Raw genomic sequence first — 18,319 nt, 5'->3', positions numbered from 1 at the left:
CGCCATGACGCGCAAGACGATTCTCGTGACGGGTGCAGGTTCGGGCTTTGGCGAAGGTGCAGCCATCGGTATGGCCCAAAATGGGCACGATGTGATCGCCACAGTGCAGGTGTCGCCCCAAGTAATGCCGCTGCGACAGAAGGCCGAAGCGCTGGGCCTCGATAATCTGCGGGTGGAACGCCTCGACCTCACGGATCCCTACGACATTGAACAGGCGGCAAAGTGGGACTTCGACGTCCTTTGGAACAATGCCGGTCAGGGTGAAAGCGGGCCCGTGTGGGAGATTCCGATCGATCTCGTGCGGCGCAATTACGAGATCAATGTTTTTCTCCCGCTCGTCTTGACCCAGAAGGTCGTGCAGAAGTGGGTTTCGCAAGGGCGAACAGGGAAGGTCGTCTTCACCTCGTCCATGGGCGGGCTGTTCACGCCGGCAAACTGGGGCACCTACGTGTCCACCAAGCACGCGCTGGAAGCGCTGGCCGAGGCCCTGCAGCAGGAGCTGCGGCCCTACGGAATTCTCATCCAGACAATCAATCCCGGCGCCTACTTCACCGGTTACAACGAGACCATGGCCGACAACGCATTCCGCTGGCTCGACGATGGCAAGAATTTCACCAAGCGGGCCGAACTCCGAAAAGGGTTCGACGACTTTTTCGCAACTCCCGAGGGCCGGCTGGATGCAAAGGAGATGATCGATCGTATGATCGAGATCGTTCCGGCCGACACAGGCAAGTTCCGCAATGTCGTCCCCAAGGCGATCGAGGACATGCTGAAGGCGCATCAGCTCCAGGCGTGGGAGAACCGAATCGAACCGGAGGACTCGCTCGTCGCCGAGGTCGTGCCTGAGATAAAGCCGACGCTCTCGGCCTGACGGGGAGGAGCCGCCATGCAAATGCCGCAAGCTCTCAGCGATGCCGCGCTTGCGGCAGCGTCGAAGGAAGCTCGGGCCATCGGCGTGCCGATGAACGTCGCCATCATGGACGTGGGAGCGAACCTGAAGGCCTTCCTGCGAATGGACGGCGCGCTGCTCGGGTCGCTGGACATCGCCCTGAAAAAGGCGCGAACCGCTGCGCTGTTCGCCATGAACACCGAGGCGATCGGCGAATTCTGCAAGCCGGGAGGAACATCTCCAGGGCTGGACGCGACCAATGGAGGCCTGGTCGTATTCGCCGGCGGCATCCCATTGCACGACGCCGGCGGCATTTTTCTGGGCGCGATAGGGGTGTCGGGTGGAAGCGTCTCCCAAGACTTCCAGGTTGCCGCAGCAGCGGTTGAGGCCGCGAGATCGGCGCAGACAGAGGGAGAAACCGAATGGCAGATCATCCCTTCCGGTGGGCAGCATCCTGCCGTGCTTTCGTCGGAGCAATCCTGATGGTGATCGCCCAAGGCACGGCCGCACAGACGGGCGCCCACGATGAGGAACGAAACCGCGAACTGGTCGCGCAGAGCTTCGAGGCTTGGCGGACCGGCTCTGGCAGCCCCTACGACCTGCTCGCCAGCGACGCGAGTTGGACGATCACCGGCAACTCGCTTGCTGCCAAGACATATCCGACCAAGGATGCGTTCATCGAGGAGGTCATCAGGCCGTTCAATGCGCGCATGAAATCGCGTCTCGTGCCGAAGGTTCGGAAGCTGTACGCGGAAGACGACACCGTCGTCGCGTTCTTCGACGCAGCCGGCACGGCCAGCGATGATCGGCCCTATTCCAATACCTATGTATGGATACTGGAAATGACGGATGGACAGATCGTCCGTGCGCATGCGTTCTTCGACAGCATCGCTTTCGACGAGTTGTGGCGACGCGTACCGGCAGAGCGGAGCGACATTGTCGCGTCACAGGAGGTCCCCGGGGGTTAACCGATCCGACTTGCGGTGGGCTGATTGGCCGGACGGCTACTCAAAGATCGTCATCGAACCGCAACGCGGAAGATGGTAATGTCGGGAGGTCGTCACGACCGACTCCGAAGCGTGTGACGTTCCTGTATTCGCCGCCGATCGGTTCCTTCGAGACACCGGCGCCGGTCCTGTCGGCCGGTCCCTTCCGCGGGAGGGTTCACATGAGCTTTATCACGACCAGGGACGGTACTCAGATCTTCTACAAGGATTGGGGACCGAAGGACGCCCAGCCGATTGTCTTCCATCATGGCTGGCCGCTGAGCGCGGACGATTGGGACAACCAGCTGATATTCTTTCTGGGCCACGGCTACCGCGTTATCGCCCACGACCGGCGGGGACATGGACGCTCGAGCCAGACCGACACCGGTAACGAGATGGACACCTACGCCGCCGATGTGGCGGAACTCGTCGGCGCTTTGGACCTCCGGAACGCCATCCACGTGGGCCACTCTACGGGCGGCGGGGAAGTCGCGCACTATGTTGCGCGCGCAGAGCCCGGGCGCGTGGCGAAGGCGGTCCTCATCGGCGCCGTTCCGCCGGTAATGGTCAAGTCCGAGAGTAATCCCGGCGGCACTCCGCTTGAGGTGTTTGACGGCTACCGCGCCGCCACCGCCGCCAATCGCGCGCAGATCTTCCTCGATGTTGCATCGGGCCCCTTCTACGGCTTCAACCGTGAAGGCGCGCGGCCGTCAGAGGGCATCATCCGCAACTGGTGGCGCCAGGGCATGATGGGCGGAATCAAGGCCCAATACGATTGCATCAAGGCCTTTTCGGAAACGGATTTCACGGAAGATCTGAAAGCGATCGATGTGCCGGTGCTGCTGATGCACGGAGACGACGACCAGATCGTGCCAATCGCGGATTCCGCCCTGCTGGGGATCACGCTGCTGAAGAAGGGCACGCTGAAAGTCTATCCGGCGCTTCCCCACGGTATGGCGACTACTCACGCCGACATCATCAACCGGGACCTCCTCGCATTTATCACGGACACTTTGGAAGTAACCTCAGCGACAGTGTCGGAGGAGCATCTGCAAATCATTGAGACGCGTGCTCCATCCTGATCTGCCGACGACCGTGGGCCAGGCGTCGAGGCGCCCGGCCGGCGCAAGGAAGAGTCATGGGCAACACTGACGAGGATCTCGCCACTGCGCGCAGGCCGCAGATATTTCCCCGTTTCAACGACGAGGAGATTGCTCGTCTCTCCAGGTTCGGGGAACCGCGCAGCTACGGTCGCGGCGAGATGGTAGCCTAGGCCGGGGAGGTCGGGCTAGGCCTCCTGCTTGTCCTTTCTGGTAGGCTCGAGGTTAGACGGCACGATCGCGCCGGCAACGACGCACATATCATCACGCACGAACGCGGCGACATGATGGGCGAGCTTGCCCAGCTCTCGGGCCGTCCCTTCCTGATCAATGCCCTCGCGCTGACGGCTGTTGAGGCTATTGCAATCGCATCGCTTGCGGGCGCTCCTGATAACTGAAACCGAACTCGGTGAACGGGTGATGCGCGCGCTGATCCTGCGCCGCGTCACTGCCGCGCTCGAACAGGGCGGTTCCAACGGCGGCGAGCCTGGTATCGATCGACCATTGCGCGGTCGGCAATGCTGCATCGGATGCATCGATGAGGTTGCTGCATCCGTCGCGCTCGCTCTGCCGGGGAGGATGCGGCTTATGCGCGCGGAGGGTCGCTGATCATGTGAGACACCCCACCCCCGGGTGCTTCACCTGAGCGAACCCGGAGGGTTCTCCTAACTCCGCCGTATGATGGACGAACCGCGTCCCAGCATCAGCCCCGCTGCTCCCGCGACCAGCGTCATGATGCCCAAACCGGTTGCAGCAGGGTGTCTGCGCAAAGCCGAATACATACTCGTGCGACGCATGCCTTTGGTCTGGTCGCCGAAGACCTCACCCTCGCTTCCACCATGGTGAAATCCTCCTTCTTCGGAGCGCTTCTGCTTGTCCTTGTCGAACGCCGTCTTGAAGAACGCTGCTGAGAAGATCCGATCCGAGATGTTAGGCATGATGGTGGCGAGCAAGGTCATGGCGCGCCCGGAGCCGCCGACGATCATATCTCGGGTCGGCCGCTCGGCAGCGTGGCACATCGCGCGAGCCACGAGCTGCGGTGAGTAGACCGGTGGCGGTACCACGGACCGTCCACTCATTCGATTAAGTGAGTGTTTGCCAAATGGAGTGTTGATGCCGCTCGGCTGGATCAACGTGATCGAGACGGGCGCCTCTTCGTGCATCAACTCGAGACGAAGGGAATCGATGTAGCCCTTCACCGCGTATTTGCTGGCCGTATAGGAGGATAGTACAGGAGCCGGCATCTGGGAGGATATCGAGCCGGTGGTGATCAGCGCGCCACCGTGTTCTTTAAGGTGCGGGAGTGCCTCCGTGGCGCAATGGACCACTCCCCAATAGTTCGTATCGAGCAGCCGGCGATGATCGTCGTCATCCAGTTCTTCAAGCTTTGCATAGACGCCGACGCCAGCATTGCTGATCCAGGTGTCAAAGCCGCCGTGCCGCCCGATCACCGTCTGTACCGCAGTCCGAACATCCTCTCGCGAGCCCACGTCCGCGCAGACATAGTCGCACTTTCCGCCTTCATCCCGGATCTGCCGACTGGCTTCTTCAAGGCCATCTTCGTTGCGAGCAATGATCACCACATTGGCGCCCTTCTCGGCGGCCATCTTTGCGGTCGCGAGCCCGATACCCGACGATCCGCCGGTTATGACGATTGTTTGCTCATTGAGTGGCTTGAGTTTCATTGCGGCGCTCCGGTTGGCTTTTGCGTGATACTCAACCAAGAGGATCGCCGAGCAATCGTTCCCCGATTTGCCTTGTCCGTCTAGATCGGCCGCGCCCAGCCGTCAGTCCGACGGCGTTGGCGAGTACATGCCTCTGCACCGCGGCCAAAAGCTCTTCGCGACCGAAACCCAGAACGACGTCCGGCACCCAGACACCTCCGCCGCCCAACTAACGAGAAGCTCGTCGCACTCGTCGCCGAGGCTCACAAGGTGAGACAACTGGTGCTCGCGAGCCCGGAGCGATGGATTGCAAGTATTGCCAACGAGCCTGGGCGATCCAGGACAAGACTTGGCAAACCCGTTGCTTTGTCCTGCCTAGCGCCGGATATCGTCACGGTGATTGTCGAAGGTAGGCAGCCGGAGCATCTCACAGCAAAGCAGCTGATGAGCAGGCCGTTGCCGCTGTCCTGGACGGAGCAGTGTCGCGAACTTGGCTTCGCCTGAACCGATCCAACTGCAGTCACAATTTCCGGAGCTGAGATGCCCCGGTGAATCCGTGTAAAATCCGCCTCACCCCGCCAACTCTCCCGCTGCAGTTCCTCGAATTCATATACGGAAAGGCCGCAGAGCTACGCTACTTCGGGCGGGCGCTCCGTGGCCGGTACGATTTTCCAGGACTACTCAGGACTGTTTGGTGCGGTCGAGAAGACTCGAACTTCCACGGGCTTTCGCCCACAACGACCTCAACGTTGCGCGTCTACCAGTTCCGCCACGACCGCACTCAGCCAGAAAGGGCGACGGACGCCCTCGGGGGGTAGGCGGGCGCCCCTAGCAACAGGCGCGCCCCTCCGCAAGCGGTTTGAGCACGGGTCTTGCGGCTGCTGTGGATTCAGTCCGGCTTCCAGCCGATTTCCGCGAATTTGGCGGATTTCGGAACGTCGGTCACCGCCTCGTTGATCGTCACGCTCTCGCCCGGGGCGAGTTGCGCTTTGGGCGGGGCGACTTCCCAGCTGTAGACGATCCGGTCGCGCGCATCCCGCATGACGATCAGGATCGAGGGTATGGTGTGCGTCTCCCGCCCCACGTTGGTGATTGTGCCGCTAGCGCCGAAGAATTCGGTGCCATTGGGCAGGGTGCGCCGATCCTGCTGCTCGGGTGGAAATTCCAGAACGAGGTCCGGCTGCTGCATGGCAAAGACCGGACGGCTGACGGGAACCCAGTCCGGCAGGCCCCAGTAGCTGACTGCTCCGATCGTGCCGAGCGCCAGCACCGCGAAGACCGCCGCGGCGGCGGTCCATATCCTCAGCGGGTTGCGCCGCGGCCGGAACGGCGGCTCAGCCGAGAATGGAGAATAATCGTCCTCGGGCTGGTCGGGCTGCGGCGCAGCCGCGGCAGTTTCGGCCACGGGAGGTGGTTCGTCGAAGCCCGGCGCCGGCGGCGGGGGCGGAGCTGCGTCTTCCGGCGGATCGTGCGCTTCGGGCCGCGCGATCGGCGGTTCGGTTGTTGCAGGCGGCGAAGAAGGGGCCGCGGGGGCCACAGGAGGCGGAGCGGGCCGGGGCGGTTCGGGCGGCGGCGGCGAAGCATGTGGAGGCTCGCTCTCGTCCGCTCCTGCTCCCGTCCCCTCCTGAAACCAGCTATGCCTGCACTTCGCGCACCGCACCGTGCGCCCGTCGACTCCGATAGCGCTGTCTGGCACGACGTAGCGGGTCGAGCAGGCGGGGCAGGCGATGATCATCGTAACCGCCATCCTTACGGCGGGGCGTGAAACCCAACAAGACTTGCCCGCGACGGGGGAGTGAGCGAGCGGCTTTTTTCCACATCGAAGCGCCGCTATAGCCGCGCGCACATGCCGAGTTGCGATCTTCCGACACTGCGGACGGCTCCCCGTCTATGAGCGATTTCGACAGCGAGATCGTTGCGTTCGACAACGTCGGCTTGCGCTACGGCACCGAGGGAGAGGTCCTGCGCGACGTATCCTTCACGCTCTACCCGGGCAGCTTCTATTTCCTCACCGGAGCGAGCGGCGCGGGCAAGACCTCGCTGCTCAAGCTGCTCTACCTCGCGCAACGCCCATCGCGCGGGGCAATCCGGATGTTCGGGGCCGACGTCATCACCCTGCCGCGCGCGCGCCTGCCGGCCTTCCGCCGCCGGCTGGGCGTGGTGTTCCAGGATTTCCGGCTCGTGTCGCATTTGTCTGCATTCGACAACGTCGCGCTGCCGCTGCGTGTCTCCGGCGTACCGGAATCCGATATTGCGAAGCCTGTCGCCGACATGCTCGACTGGGTCGGACTTTCGCACCGCCACGAAGCGCGCCCGGCGACGCTCTCCGGGGGGGAGCAGCAGCGGGTGGCGATCGCGCGCGCGGTGATCGGTCGGCCCGACATGCTGATAGCCGACGAGCCGACCGGCAACGTCGATCCCGAAATGGCCCTGAAGTTGTTGCGCCTGTTCGAAGCGCTCAATCGCCTGGGCACGACCGTGGTGGTCGCAACGCACGATGTGCATTTGCTCAAGAAGGTGCCCGACTCGCTGATCATGCGGCTCGACAAGGGGCAGCTGTCCGATCCCACGGGGGCGCTACGCTATCCCCCGCGCGCCGCGCATCGTGAAAGGCCCGCATCATGACACGCACGTCTGCGCTCAATCGTGCTGTCGTGCGCGGCCTCTCCCCGTTTGGCGGCGACCGTGCCGCGCGGCTGGTGCCACAGGCACGGCTCGCCGGGCCGATGCCGTGGGTGATAGCGATCATGGTCGCGCTGACGGTGGTCGCGGCCGCGGGCGGACTCGCCCTGCAGAACATGGTCGAGGCCGCGCGCGCCGAGCTGTCGGGCGGCGCGACGGTGCAGGTGATCGAGGCGTTTCCCGCCGCGCGCGAGGAGCAGGCACGCGCGGTCGAAACGGCGCTTGCTGCCGACCCCGCGGTCGCGAGCTACCGCCGCGTGCCGGAAGCCGAACTCGATGCCTTGCTCGAGCCGTGGCTCGGCGTGGGCTCGGCCGATGCGACCGTACCCGTCCCGGCCCTGATCGACGTTCGCCTGCGCGGCGCTGCCGACCGTGCCGCGATCGACCGGCTTCAGACGCGACTGCTCGACGTCGCGCCCGACGCGCGCGTCGACGCGCAATCGGGTTGGCTGCAGCCAGTGTTCGGCGCGATCACCTCGCTCCAGTGGCTGGCGATCGCGCTGGTCGTGCTGCTGGCGCTGACCAGCGCGGCGGCCGTCTGGCTTGCAGCGCGTTCCGCGCTCGGCAGCAACCGCAACACGATCGAAATCGTCCACCTTCTCGGCGGCACAGACGGGCAGATCGCCCGCATCTTTCAACGCTCGGTTGGCTACGATGCGGCGCTAGGCGGTGCAGTGGGCCTGGCGATCGGCATTGCGGGAGTGGTAGTGCTCGGCCGCCAGTTCGCAGCGCTCGCCTCGGGTATGGTGGCTGGGGGCGGATTGACCCTGCCCGACTGGCTGACTCTCGCGGCAATCCCTGTCGCCGGTGTCGCCATCGCAGTGATTACCGCGCGGCTGACGGTGCTCGCCGCCGTGAGGAGAATGCTGTGATCGGCCGCATCCTGTCCGCGTTGGCGATCCTCTGGGCCCTGGGCTTTCTGTGGTTTGCGATTGCGCTGCCCGGACCAGCCGAAAATGTGCGTACCGATGCGGTGATCGTCCCGACCGGCAGCGCGGGGCGGATCGAGCGAGGGCTGGAGGTGCTCCGCGAACGGCAGGCCGGGATGATGCTCGTGACCGGCGTCGATCCGGAAGTCAGACAGGCGGAGTTCGCCGCGCAGTTCGGCGTGCCCGCGGACGTGATGGCGTGCTGCGTCTCGCTCGGCTTCGCGGCTGTCGACACGCGTAGCAACGCGTCGGAAACCGCCCAGTGGGTCGAAATGCATGACATCGGATCGCTCCGCCTCGTCACGACGGACTGGCACATGCGCCGCGCCGCCGGCGAGCTGGCACGCACTCTGCCCGACGGCGTCACGGTGGTGTGGGACGCCGTACCTTCGCACCCCTCGCTGGGTGACCTTTTCCTCGAATACCACAAGCTGCTCGTCAGCGTTGTTAGCCGCTTGGGGTAGCGGCAGGTGACGCTTCTTCTCCGTAACCTCGCGTTCTATGTCGTGTTCTATCTTGGGAGTGCGGGCTACGTGCTCGCCGCGGTTGCCTCGATTCCGCTGGGAACGCGGGTTCTCGGCCGGGTCGTGGACGGTTGGTGTTGTTTCCACCGGCTCTGCGCACGCGTTTTTCTGGGCATCGCCGTGCGCGTCGAAGGAGCGCCGGTTGCAGGTCCCGCGCTCTATGCCATCCGGCACGAAAGCTTCTTCGAGGCGATCGACGCGCCCTGCCTGTTCGATCAGCCAGTGCCGTTCGCCAAGCGCGAGCTGTTCCGTATCCCCGGCTGGGGCCGCGCGGCGCGCGCCTACGGCTGCGTTCCGGTCGCCCGCGATGAGGGGGCGCGGGCCCTGCGCGCCATGATCTCCTCGGCGCGGACCTATTCCGCGCAAGGCCGGCCACTGGTGATCTTTCCCGAAGGTACCCGCGTGCCGCATGGGGAGCGGCACCAGCTCCAAGCGGGATTTGCGGGGCTCTACAAGCTGCTCGGACTGCCTGTGGTGCCGGTGGCGATCGACAGCGGGCCGCTCTACCACCGCCGGCTCAAGCGCCCCGGCACGGTGACCTATCGCTTCGCCGAGCCGATCCCTCCGGGCTTGCCGCGCCCCGAGATCGAGCGGCAGGTGCTGGAAGCGATCAATGCGCTCAACCCGACTTAGTGATCCTTGCGGCCGAAATCGGGCCGCGCATCGTCCTGGCCCTGCTCGACGATCGAGCGGCGTATGTCGCGCGTGCGGGTGAAGAGGTCGAACAGCGCCTCCCCGTCTCCCCGCCGGATCGCGCGCTGGAGCGCCGTGAGGTCTTCGTTGAAGCGGCCGAGCATCTCCAGAACCGCGTCGCGGTTGGAGAGGAACACGTCGCGCCACATGGTCGGATCGCTCGCGGCGATGCGGGTGAAGTCGCGGAAGCCGCCGGCCGAATACTTGATGACCTCGCTGCGCGTGACCTCCTCGAGATCGGAGGCGGTGCCGACGATGGTGTAGGCGATCAGGTGCGGAATGTGGCTGGTGACGGCGAGCACGAGATCGTGATGCGCGGCGTCCATGATCTCGACTTTCGCGCCGAGCGCCTCCCAGAAGCGGGTCAGCTCCGCGATTGCGGCGGGATCGACGTTGCTCGGCGGAGTGAGAATGCACCAGCGCTGCCGGAACAGGCTGGCGAAGCCGGCGTCGGGGCCGCTCTGCTCGGTACCCGCCACCGGATGCGCGGGAATGACGGTGCGGCCGGGCAGTGCCTCGCGAAGCGCCTCCATCACCGATTGCTTCGAAGAACCGACGTCGCTGACGATCGCATCGCCGGACAGATGGCCGGCAATCATGGCGGCCGCCTGCGCCATCGCACCTACGGGCACGCAGAAGAGAACGAGATCGGCGCCGGTCACGGCCTCGCCGGCCGTTTCGCAGACGGTCCCGGCGAGTCCTCGTTCGGCTGCGCGGCGGCGTACGGCCGGGTCGGCGTCGTATGCGGTAGTCCTCACGTCCGGCAAATGCTCGGCAATGGCAAGCCCGACCGACCCGCCGAGCAGGCCGAGGCCGATGATCGCGACGCGCTCGATGCTCACCGCGCCGCCTCCGCCAAGGCGCGCAGACGTTGCGCAACGGCATCCATCTGCTCGCGCGTGCCGATGGTTATCCGCAGCGCCTGCGGGAGCCCCTGGCCGGGAAGGTGGCGCACCGCGAAGCCGGCCTCGGCCAGCCCGTCGAGCGCTGCGGCGGCGCCGAGAGCGCCTTCGAACAGCACGAGCACGAAGTTGCCCTTGCTCGGCAGAGCACGCAGCCCGTGGTTGCCCAGCGCGCCGATCGCATCCGAGAATCGCACCAGTTCGGCGGTGTTGTGCTCGCGCGAGCGACGGACGAACTCTTGATCGCCGAGCGCGGCGAGCGCCGCCGCCTGGCCGTGGTTGGTGACGTTGAAGGGGCCGCGGATGCGGTTGAGGGTATCGACGATCCCCGGCGCCCCGGTCGCCCAGCCGATCCGCTCTCCGGCAAGGCCGTAGATCTTGGAGAACGTGCGCGTGACGAGCACGTTGTCGTGCCGGCCCGCGAGCGCGAGGCCGCAGTCGTCGTCCTCGGGCGCGAGGTATTCGGCATAGGCCTGATCGAGCACGAACAGCACGTCGCGCGGCAGTCGCGCATGGAGCCGGGCGACCTCGCCGGCCGGTAGGAAGCTTCCCGTGGGATTGTTCGGGTTGGCGAGGAAGACCACGCGCGTCCGCTCGGTCACTGCGGCGAGCAGGGCATCGACATCGGCCCCGTAGTCGGCATCCGGCGCTTCGACCGGCACTGCGCCGCAGCGGCGGGCGGCAATGTCGTAGACGGCGAAGCTGTAGCGGGTGAACAGCACCTCGTCGCCGGGCCCGGCATAGCCTTGCGTGGCGAGATTGAGCAGTTCGTCCGAACCGGTGCCGCAGACAATGCGCGCGGGATTGATCCCGTGCAGCGCGCCGATGCCTTGGCGCAGCGCACTCGCGTCCGGGTCGGGGTAGCGCGCTGGCGGCGCGGCCTGTGTCAGCGCGGCCAGCGTTGCCGGGCTCGTGCCCAGCGGGTTCTCGTTGGCCGAGAGCTTGACCAGCTCGCGCCCGTCGGCAGAGCGGGCCTTGCCCGGCACGTAGGCGTGAATGCCCTCGATCCAGGGCTTGGGGGTGGGGCTGGCGCTCATGTTGAACGCGCGATAGGACAACCTCGTTGAGTTCGCGAGAAAGAAAAAACGGCCCTTCGACAAGCTCAGGGCGAACGGTTAGAGGGTGACGTTCACCAACTCGTTCGTGCTAGATCCTGAGCCTGCCGAAGGATCGAAGCACCGTTCTTTTTGCTGTTCCAAGGTCCGGTTTGAACGCCTCCTCACAAGTCTTCCGTCTCCCTCACCCCCTGCCGCTCGATGGCGGGCAGGCGCTCGAGGGCGCGGCGATCGCCTACGAGACCTACGGCGAGCTGGCGGCGGACAAGTCCAACGCGATCCTCGTCTGCCACGCGCTCACCGGCGACCAGTACCTCGCGAGCCCGCACCCGGTGACCGGCAAGCCCGGCTGGTGGGAGCGGATGGTCGGCCCCGGCAAGCCGATCGACACGAGCCGCTACCACGTGATCTGCGCCAATGTGATCGGCAGCTGCATGGGCTCGACCGGCCCGGCCAGCGCGGCGCCCGACAGGCGCCCTTGGGCGATGCGCTTCCCGGTCATCACCATCCGCGACATGGTGCGCGGGCTCGTCGCCCTGCTCGACGGGCTTGGGATCGAGCGGCTGCACGCGGTCGTCGGCGGATCGATGGGCGGGATGCAGACGCTGAGCCTCGCCGCCAACTTCCCCGACCGCGCCGAGCGCGTGCTCGCGATTGCGACGACGGCGCGGCATTCGGCGCAGAACATCGCGTTTCACGAAGTGGGACGGCAGGCGATCATGGCCGATCCCAACTGGCGCGACGGCGACTACTACGGCCACGGCAGCGCGCCCGACGCCGGCCTCGCGGTCGCGCGCATGGCGGCGCACATCACCTACCTCTCGGAAGCGGGCCTGACCGAGAAGTTCGGCCGCCGCCTGCAGGACCGCGATGCGAAGAGCTTCGGCTTCGACGCCGATTTCCAGGTCGAGAGCTACCTGCGCTATCAGGGCAGCGGCTTCACGCGGCGGTTCGATGCCAATTCCTACCTCTATATCACCCGCGCGATGGACTACCTCGACATCGCGGAGGAACACGGCGGCAAGCTGGCCGACGCCTTCGCCGGGCACGCCATGGGCAAGGGCGCGCGCTTTTGCCTCGTCAGCTTCGACACCGACTGGCTCTATCCCACCGCCGAGAGCCGCCACGTGGTGCATGCGCTCAACGCGGCGGGCGCGCCGGTCAGCTTCGTCGAACTCTCGGCACCGTTCGGGCACGACAGCTTCCTGCTCGACGTGCCGGCGCTCGACCGCGTGGTGAAAGGCTTCCTCGATGGTTGACGCGTCAACCTTGCGTTCGGATCTCGCAGTGATTGCGCGCCACGTGCCCGCCGGCGTGCGCGTGCTCGACATCGGCTGCGGCGACGGCGCGCTGATGGCGGCCCTGCGCGACGGCAAGCAAGTCGACGCGCGCGGGATCGAGATCGACGGCGCGCTGGTCGAACGCTGCGTCGCGCGCGGCCTCAGCGTGGTGCAGGGGGACGCCGACCGCGACCTCGCGTTCTACCCCGACGGCGCGTTCGACGTGGCGATCCTCAGCCAGACGCTGCAGACCGCCGCGCGGCCCGACCGGATGCTGGCCGAGCTGCTGCGGGTCGGCCGCCGCGCTTTCGTCAGCTTCCCCAACTTCGCCTACTGGCGCATGCGCTGGGCCCTGCTGAGCCGCGGCCGCATGCCGGTGACGCGCCACTTGCCGGTGACCTGGTACGAGACCGAGAACATCCACCACATGACCGTGCGCGATTTCGAAGAACTGGCGCGCGACCTCGGCATCGCCATCGAGAACCGCTGGTTCTTCACCCGCGACCGCGAGATCGGCGCCGCCGGCGCCAACTGGCGCGCCGAATACGCGCTGTTCGAGGTGCGGCGGGGGTAGTTTGCTGCGAGCCCCCGCGCAGGCGGGGGCCTCAGGCCGCTGGCGTTCCGCCCGATGGCCCGAGGTCCCCGCCTGCGCGGGGACTCACGGCTCTCAGGAGCGTAACTTCTCCGCATGCCACCCGACGTGCTCGGCCATGAAGGTCGAGATGAAGTAGTAGGAATGGTCGTAGCCGGCTTGGAGGCGGATCGTGGCGTCGAGGCCGGCGGCTTCGCAGGCTTCGGCCAAGCGGTGGGTGCGGAGCTGTTCGACCAGGAAGTCGTCGGCGGTGCCCTGATCGACGAGGATGTGGTCGTGGCGCGCGCCGCTTTCGATCAGGGCGACCGCGTCGTACTCGCGCCATGATGCGCGGTCGGCTCCGAGATAGCGGCCGAGGGCCTTTTCGCCCCACGGCACCTCGCTCGGCGCGACGATCGGGGAGAAGGCGCTGATCGAGCGGAAGCGCTCCGGATTGCGCAGGCCGATGGTCAGCGCACCGTGGCCGCCCATCGAATGGCCGGTGATCGACTGACGCGCCATGTCCGCCGGGAAATTCGCCGCGATCACTTCGGGCAGTTCGCGCTCGACATAGCTGCGCATGCGGTAGTGCGCCGCCCAGGGCTGCTCGGTCGCATCGACATAGAAGCCGGCGCCCTTGCCGAAATCGTATTCGCCCTCGGCATCGGGCACGTCGTCGCCGCGTGGGCTGGTGTCGGGGGCGACGAAGATCACGCCGTGCTCGGCGCAGGCCGCGCGGTATTCGCCTTTCTCGGTGACGTTGGCGTGGGTGCAAGTCAGGCCCGAGAGATACCAGAGCACGGGCAGCTTCGCGCCGTCGGCATGCTCGGGCACGAAGACCGAGAAGGTCATCCCGGTCCCGGTCTCCGCCGACTGGTGAGAATAGACGCCCTGCGTGCCGCCGTGGCTGCGATTGGTGCTGATGGTCTCGAGTTTCATCCGCCCTCCCTATCCGTTCGCCGCGCGCGTGTCGAAGCCGATCCTCCCCCTTTTCACGAAGTGCAAATGGGAGGGGGACCGCGGGCGCCGCGCGCGGTGGAGGGGTATTGCGCTGCGTCAGCGGCGTGCCTTTAGCCCCTCCGTCAGCGCGGCGCGCTGCCACCTCCCCATTTGGCTTCGCAAAAATGGGGAGGATCAGGCCTGGACCGTCGGAACCTCGGCCACCAGCGGAGCGTGCCCCCAGCGCCGGAGCAGCCGGAGGACGTCGGCGCCCGCCAGCCCCACGGTCGCGGTGTTGCGCAGCGGGTGGACGTTGATCCGCTCCGCTTCGGCCAGCCTTGCGTCGAGCACCGCGGTCACGCTGCCCGGTTCGGCGTTGATCATGGCGAGCGGAGTGACCGAGCCCGGTGCTATGCCGAGCAGACGCTGCATATCCTCCGCTTTTGCGAAGCTCACCCGCTTGCAGCCGATCGCCTGCGGCAGCGCCTTGAGGTCGACCCGCGCCTCGGCCGGCACGGTCGCCAGCCAGAACGCACCGGCGGTGTCCTTCAGGAACAGGTTCTTGGTGTGCTCGCCCGGAATGTCGCGGTCGAGCGCGCGGCTTTCGGCGACGGTGAAGACCGCCGGATGCTCGTGCAGCGAATGGGGGATCGCGAGCGACGCCAGGTCCGCCAGCAATCCCGCTTCGCCGCGCATGGCGCGCGTCAGGATTCCATCCGGTGGAGCGCGCAGAGCTTGTTGCCGTCGGGATCGCGCAGGTAAGCGAGATAGAGCTTCAGACCGTAGTTTTCGCGCACGCCCGGCGGGTCTTCGATTGCGGTGCCGCCGTTCTCGACACCCGCCTTGTGCCAGGCATCGGCCTGCTCCGGCGTCATGGCGAAACCGACGGTGCAGCCGTTGCCATGTGTTGCCGGCTGACCGTCGATCGGTGTCGTCACGAGGAATGTGGCGCCGTTGTGCCTGTAGACGAGGCGGCCTTTGGGATCGACGATCCCTTCTCTGCCGCCGAACGCCTTGAACGTCGCATCATAGAACGTCTTGGACCGGTCGAGATCGTTCGATCCGACCATCATGTGACTGAACATTCCGTGCCCTCCACTCAGTTTCGATTCGCCACCTTTATCGGGCGCGAAATGCCGGTCAATAGACGACGACGCTCCTGATGCTCTCGCCCGCGTGCATCAGGTCGAAGCCCTTGTTGATCTCTTCGAGGCTGAGGACGTGGGTGATCATCGGGTCGATCTGGATCTTGCCGTCCATGTACCAGTCGACGATCTTCGGCACGTCTGTCCGGCCGCGCGCGCCGCCGAACGCGGTGCCGCGCCAGTTGCGGCCGGTGACGAGCTGGAACGGGCGGGTGGAGATTTCCTTGCCCGCCTCGGCCACGCCGATGACGACCGAAGTGCCCCAGCCGCGGTGGCAGCATTCGAGCGCTGTGCGCATGACTTCGGTGTTACCGGTGCAGTCGAAGCTGTAGTCGGCGCCGCCGTCGGTCAGCTCGACTACCTTGGCAACGACTTCGTCGCGGCTCATGCCCTTGGTGTTCAGGAAGTGGGTCATGCCGAACTTGCGGCCCCATTCCTCGCGGTCCGGATTGATGTCGATCCCGACGATCATGTTCGCCCCGGCGAGCTTCGCGCCCTGGATCACGTTGAGGCCGATCCCGCCGAGGCCGAACACCACGACGTTGTCGCCGACCTGGACCTTGGCGGTGTTGACCACCGCGCCCACGCCCGTCGTGACGCCGCAGCCGATGTAGCAGCTCGTCTGGAACGGCGCGTCCTCGCGGATCTTCGCCACGGCAATCTCGGGCAGCACGGTGAAGTTCGAGAACGTCGAACAGCCCATGTAGTGGAAGATCGCCTGGCCCTTGTAGGAGAAGCGGCTGGTCCCGTCCGGCATCAGCCCCTTGCCCTGGGTGGCGCGGATTGCGGTGCACAGGTTGGTCTTGCCGGAAAGGCACGACTTACACTGGCGGCACTCGGGGGTGTAGAGGGGGATCACGTGGTCGCCCGGCTTCACGCTGGTCACGCCGGCGCCCACCTCGCGCACGATCCCTGCGCCCTCATGGCCCAGCACGCTCGGGAAGATGCCCTCGGAATCGAGGCCGTCGAGCGTGTAGGCGTCGGTGTGGCAGATCCCGGTCGCCATGATCTCGACCAGCACTTCGCCCTGCTTCGGCCCTTCGAGATCGAGCTCGACGATCTCGAGCGGCTTCTTCGCCTCGAAGGCGACGGCGGCGCGGGTTTTCATCGGGGCACTCCTGTAAACATCTTAGGGGGGATTGGTTGTTATCGGGTCCGGGTCCTAGTATGACGGAAACGAAGTTCATACCTTGCAGAGCCGTCACCCTGAACTTGTTTCAGGGCCCATTCGTCCTTTCGTGCAGTCGGTTCCGGAGGCACGATGGGTGCTGAAACGAGTTCAGCATGACGGGGATGATGCGTCGAACTTTCGGCTTCAGCTGACCAACCCGGCTTTGATTACCAATTGGCGAATCGCGCTATGGTCATTCTGATCACCTAACCTAATGGCGCCATGATGTCAAGGAAAATAACCATATAGGTTAGAAAGCTGGGGTCAGTCCGCCTCGTGCACGGTCTTGGGCACCATGCATGCCATGACCCCCTCGCGCCCATCCTCGCTGCCGTAGCCCGACCACTTCACGCCGCCGAACGGCGCGTCGACTCCCGACACGTTGGCGCCGTTGATCGCCAGCATGCCGGTCTCGATCTCGGCGGCGAGGCGGCTGCGGCGCGCCGGGTCCTGGGTCCAGGCGTAGGCGGCAAGGCCGTAGGGCAGGCGGTTCGCCTCCTCGATCATGCTGTCCTCGTCCTTCATCGGGTTGAGCAGCGCAACCGGGCCGAACGGCTCGTTGTTCATGATGTCGGCGTCGACCGGCACTTCGGAAAGCACGGTGGGCTCGTGGAAGAAGCCGCGGTTGCCGATCCGCTCGCCCCCGGTGAGCAGGTTCGCGCCCTTGTCCTTCGCGTTGCCGATCAGCTTCGCCAGCGAATCGGGGCCGCGCGCATTGGCCATCGGGCCCATCTGCGTGTCCTCCTCGAAGCCGCTGCCGACCTTCACCGTCCTGGCGCGCTCGACGAAGCCGTCGCGGAAGCGCTCGAACACGTCCTCCTCGATCAGGAAACGCGTCGGGCTGACGCAGACCTGGCCCGCGTTGCGGTACTTGGCCGCGACCATGGTATCGAGCACCTTGTCGACGTCGCTGTCGTTGAACACCAGCACCGGGCCGTGGCCGCCGAGTTCCATCGTCGCGACCTTGAGGTCATCCGCGGCGAGGCGGGCGAGGTGCTTGCCGACTGCGGTCGAGCCGGTGAAGGTCACTTTGCGGATAATGGGCGAGCCGAGCAGGTGGCGGCTGACCGTATCGGGCACGCCGAACACGCACTGCACCGCATCGCCCGGCACGCCCGCGTCGAGCAGCGCCTGGACCAGCGCGATGCCGCCCGCCGGGGTTTCTTCCGACGGCTTGACGATCACCGAGCAGCCGGCCGCAAGCGCGCCGCCGATCTTGCGCACGACGTTGATCATCGGGAAGTTCCACGCGGCGAAGCCCGCAACCGGGCCGATCGGATGGTACTGGACTTCGACCCGCTGGCCCGTGGGACGCACCAGCGTACGGCCGTAGATGCGCTTGATCTCGCCGGCGTAGAACTCGAGCAGCATGGCCGAATAGATCACTTCGCCCATCGCGTCCTTGACCGGCTTGCCCTGCTCGCGCGTGATCGCGGGCGCGATCTGGCTGACCCGCTCCTTGAGCAGCCCAGCGGCCTTGGTCAGGATCGCGGCGCGCTTATCCGCCGGCGTATCGCGCCACGTGCGAAAGCCCCGCTTTGCGCCGTCGAGCGCGCGGTCGAGATCCTCGGTGCTTGCGCGGGGCAGAGTGCCGATCGTCTCGCCGGTGGCCGGATCGATCACCTCTTCGGTTTCGCGCCCGCCGCCGGTCACCTGTTCGCCGCCGATCAGGAGGTGGAGGGAAGGGTAATCGGCCATGGCTGCAGCTCCTCTAGTCGCGTTTGCGCGGGGGATGGCCGCGCGCGCGAGGCGCGTCAACCGTGCCGGCCTAGGCAATCGTTCATCTTGC

Annotated in this window: 22 protein-coding genes, 1 tRNA gene and 1 pseudogene; 12 read left to right on the top strand and 12 right to left on the bottom strand. The window is 66.0% G+C overall.

The features are described from left to right. The first annotated feature begins 4 nt into the window (after positions 1-4). The 6 genes from ETX26_RS10305 to ETX26_RS14590 all read left to right on the top strand — a co-directional run bounded on the left by ETX26_RS10305 (position 5) and on the right by ETX26_RS14590 (position 3,373). Positions 5-871, top strand: coding sequence for an SDR family oxidoreductase (locus ETX26_RS10305; RefSeq protein ID WP_129524602.1), 867 nt, complete (start codon positions 5-7; stop codon positions 869-871). Between the two features lie 15 nt (positions 872-886). After that, the gene (locus ETX26_RS10300; RefSeq protein ID WP_129524601.1) at positions 887-1,372 is read left to right on the top strand and encodes a GlcG/HbpS family heme-binding protein; all 486 of its coding nucleotides are present in this window, start codon (positions 887-889) and stop codon (positions 1,370-1,372) included. After that, positions 1,372-1,857: a nuclear transport factor 2 family protein gene (locus ETX26_RS10295; RefSeq protein WP_225425727.1), complete on the top strand. Its 486-nt coding sequence runs from the start codon at positions 1,372-1,374 to the stop codon at positions 1,855-1,857. Before ETX26_RS10300 ends, ETX26_RS10295 begins: the two co-directional genes overlap by 1 nt. Positions 1,858-2,057: 200 nt before the next feature. Beyond that, positions 2,058-2,957, top strand: a complete 900-nt coding sequence (locus ETX26_RS10290) for an alpha/beta fold hydrolase (protein WP_129524599.1) — start codon at positions 2,058-2,060, stop codon at positions 2,955-2,957. A 56-nt stretch (positions 2,958-3,013) separates the two neighbouring features. After that, on the top strand, positions 3,014-3,148 hold the full coding sequence (locus ETX26_RS14530) for a hypothetical protein (RefSeq protein WP_263853383.1): 135 nt from the start codon (positions 3,014-3,016) through the stop codon (positions 3,146-3,148). A 24-nt stretch (positions 3,149-3,172) separates the two neighbouring features. After that, positions 3,173-3,373: a cyclic nucleotide-binding domain-containing protein gene (locus tag ETX26_RS14590; RefSeq protein WP_129525337.1), complete on the top strand. Its 201-nt coding sequence runs from the start codon at positions 3,173-3,175 to the stop codon at positions 3,371-3,373. Here ETX26_RS14590 and ETX26_RS14315 read toward each other — a convergent pair. From ETX26_RS14315 to ETX26_RS14580, 5 genes and pseudogenes are all read right to left on the bottom strand, one after another. Beyond that, a complete protein-coding gene (locus tag ETX26_RS14315; protein ID WP_165271749.1) occupies positions 3,333-3,494 on the bottom strand; it encodes a hypothetical protein in 162 nt (53 codons plus the stop codon). The two genes, ETX26_RS14590 and ETX26_RS14315, sit on opposite strands and share 41 nt — an antisense overlap. Before the next feature lie 146 nt (positions 3,495-3,640). Then, the gene (locus ETX26_RS10275) at positions 3,641-4,660 is read right to left on the bottom strand and encodes an SDR family oxidoreductase (protein ID WP_129524597.1); all 1,020 of its coding nucleotides are present in this window, start codon (positions 4,658-4,660) and stop codon (positions 3,641-3,643) included. Between the two features lie 671 nt (positions 4,661-5,331). After that, a tRNA-Leu gene (locus ETX26_RS10270) sits at positions 5,332-5,418 on the bottom strand. 110 nt (positions 5,419-5,528) lie between these two features. Then, positions 5,529-6,044, bottom strand: a complete 516-nt coding sequence (locus ETX26_RS14585; RefSeq protein ID WP_404825317.1) for a hypothetical protein — start codon at positions 6,042-6,044, stop codon at positions 5,529-5,531. A 273-nt stretch (positions 6,045-6,317) separates the two neighbouring features. After that, positions 6,318-6,374, bottom strand: a pseudogene (locus ETX26_RS14580) (MJ0042-type zinc finger domain-containing protein); the annotation flags it as partial. A gap of 155 nt (positions 6,375-6,529) precedes the next feature. On the opposite strand from ETX26_RS14580, the gene ftsE reads away from it, so the two are divergent. Genes ftsE through ETX26_RS10245 form a run of 4 tightly spaced genes read left to right on the top strand, consistent with a single transcriptional unit; the run spans position 6,530 to position 9,407 of the window. Then, positions 6,530-7,264 (top strand): cell division ATP-binding protein FtsE, encoded by a 735-nt coding sequence (ftsE, locus tag ETX26_RS10260; RefSeq protein ID WP_129524595.1) that lies wholly within the window; start codon positions 6,530-6,532, stop codon positions 7,262-7,264. After that, positions 7,261-8,193, top strand: coding sequence for a cell division protein FtsX (locus ETX26_RS10255; RefSeq protein WP_129524594.1), 933 nt, complete (start codon positions 7,261-7,263; stop codon positions 8,191-8,193). Before ftsE ends, ETX26_RS10255 begins: the two co-directional genes overlap by 4 nt. Beyond that, a complete protein-coding gene (locus ETX26_RS10250) occupies positions 8,190-8,714 on the top strand; it encodes a YdcF family protein (RefSeq protein WP_129524593.1) in 525 nt (174 codons plus the stop codon). The genes ETX26_RS10255 and ETX26_RS10250 overlap by 4 nt, the downstream gene beginning before the upstream one ends. Positions 8,715-8,720: 6 nt before the next feature. Next, on the top strand, positions 8,721-9,407 hold the full coding sequence (locus ETX26_RS10245; RefSeq protein ID WP_129524592.1) for a lysophospholipid acyltransferase family protein: 687 nt from the start codon (positions 8,721-8,723) through the stop codon (positions 9,405-9,407). Here ETX26_RS10245 and ETX26_RS10240 read toward each other — a convergent pair. Both ETX26_RS10240 and hisC read right to left on the bottom strand, forming a co-directional pair. Then, positions 9,404-10,309 (bottom strand): prephenate/arogenate dehydrogenase family protein, encoded by a 906-nt coding sequence (locus ETX26_RS10240; RefSeq protein WP_129524591.1) that lies wholly within the window; start codon positions 10,307-10,309, stop codon positions 9,404-9,406. The two genes, ETX26_RS10245 and ETX26_RS10240, sit on opposite strands and share 4 nt — an antisense overlap. Next, complete coding sequence (gene hisC, locus ETX26_RS10235; RefSeq protein ID WP_129524590.1) at positions 10,306-11,406, bottom strand: histidinol-phosphate transaminase; 1,101 nt, start codon at positions 11,404-11,406, stop codon at positions 10,306-10,308. Before hisC ends, ETX26_RS10240 begins: the two co-directional genes overlap by 4 nt. A 170-nt stretch (positions 11,407-11,576) precedes the next feature. Between hisC and metX the strand changes: the two genes are divergently transcribed. Together metX and metW are read left to right on the top strand one after the other, a co-directional pair. Next, positions 11,577-12,683, top strand: coding sequence for a homoserine O-acetyltransferase MetX (gene metX / locus ETX26_RS10230; protein WP_129524589.1), 1,107 nt, complete (start codon positions 11,577-11,579; stop codon positions 12,681-12,683). Next, positions 12,676-13,278 (top strand): methionine biosynthesis protein MetW, encoded by a 603-nt coding sequence (gene metW / locus ETX26_RS10225; RefSeq protein ID WP_129524588.1) that lies wholly within the window; start codon positions 12,676-12,678, stop codon positions 13,276-13,278. The genes metX and metW overlap by 8 nt, the downstream gene beginning before the upstream one ends. A gap of 93 nt (positions 13,279-13,371) precedes the next feature. Here metW and fghA read toward each other — a convergent pair whose 3' ends face one another. The 5 genes from fghA to ETX26_RS10200 form a co-directional block, all read right to left on the bottom strand. Next, the gene (fghA, locus tag ETX26_RS10220; RefSeq protein ID WP_129524587.1) at positions 13,372-14,214 is read right to left on the bottom strand and encodes an S-formylglutathione hydrolase; all 843 of its coding nucleotides are present in this window, start codon (positions 14,212-14,214) and stop codon (positions 13,372-13,374) included. A gap of 195 nt (positions 14,215-14,409) precedes the next feature. Then, entirely contained in the window at positions 14,410-14,910 is a 501-nt protein-coding gene (locus ETX26_RS10215; RefSeq protein ID WP_129524586.1) for a prolyl-tRNA synthetase associated domain-containing protein, read from the bottom strand. Between the two features lie 8 nt (positions 14,911-14,918). Beyond that, on the bottom strand, positions 14,919-15,299 hold the full coding sequence (locus ETX26_RS10210) for a VOC family protein (protein WP_129524585.1): 381 nt from the start codon (positions 15,297-15,299) through the stop codon (positions 14,919-14,921). 55 nt (positions 15,300-15,354) lie between these two features. Continuing rightward, positions 15,355-16,467 carry an S-(hydroxymethyl)glutathione dehydrogenase/class III alcohol dehydrogenase gene (locus ETX26_RS10205; RefSeq protein ID WP_129524584.1) on the bottom strand — a complete coding sequence of 371 codons (1,113 nt, stop codon included), beginning with the start codon at positions 16,465-16,467 and terminating at the stop codon, positions 15,355-15,357. 327 nt (positions 16,468-16,794) lie between these two features. Continuing rightward, a complete protein-coding gene (locus ETX26_RS10200) occupies positions 16,795-18,228 on the bottom strand; it encodes an NAD-dependent succinate-semialdehyde dehydrogenase (protein ID WP_129524583.1) in 1,434 nt (477 codons plus the stop codon). Between the last annotated feature and the right edge of the window lie 91 nt (positions 18,229-18,319).

Source organism: Pelagerythrobacter rhizovicinus, assembly GCF_004135625.1.
Lineage (GTDB): Bacteria > Pseudomonadota > Alphaproteobacteria > Sphingomonadales > Sphingomonadaceae > Pelagerythrobacter > Pelagerythrobacter rhizovicinus.
The sequence above is the reverse complement of the archived record's forward strand: the minus strand, read 5'-3'. Positions and strand labels throughout refer to the sequence as shown.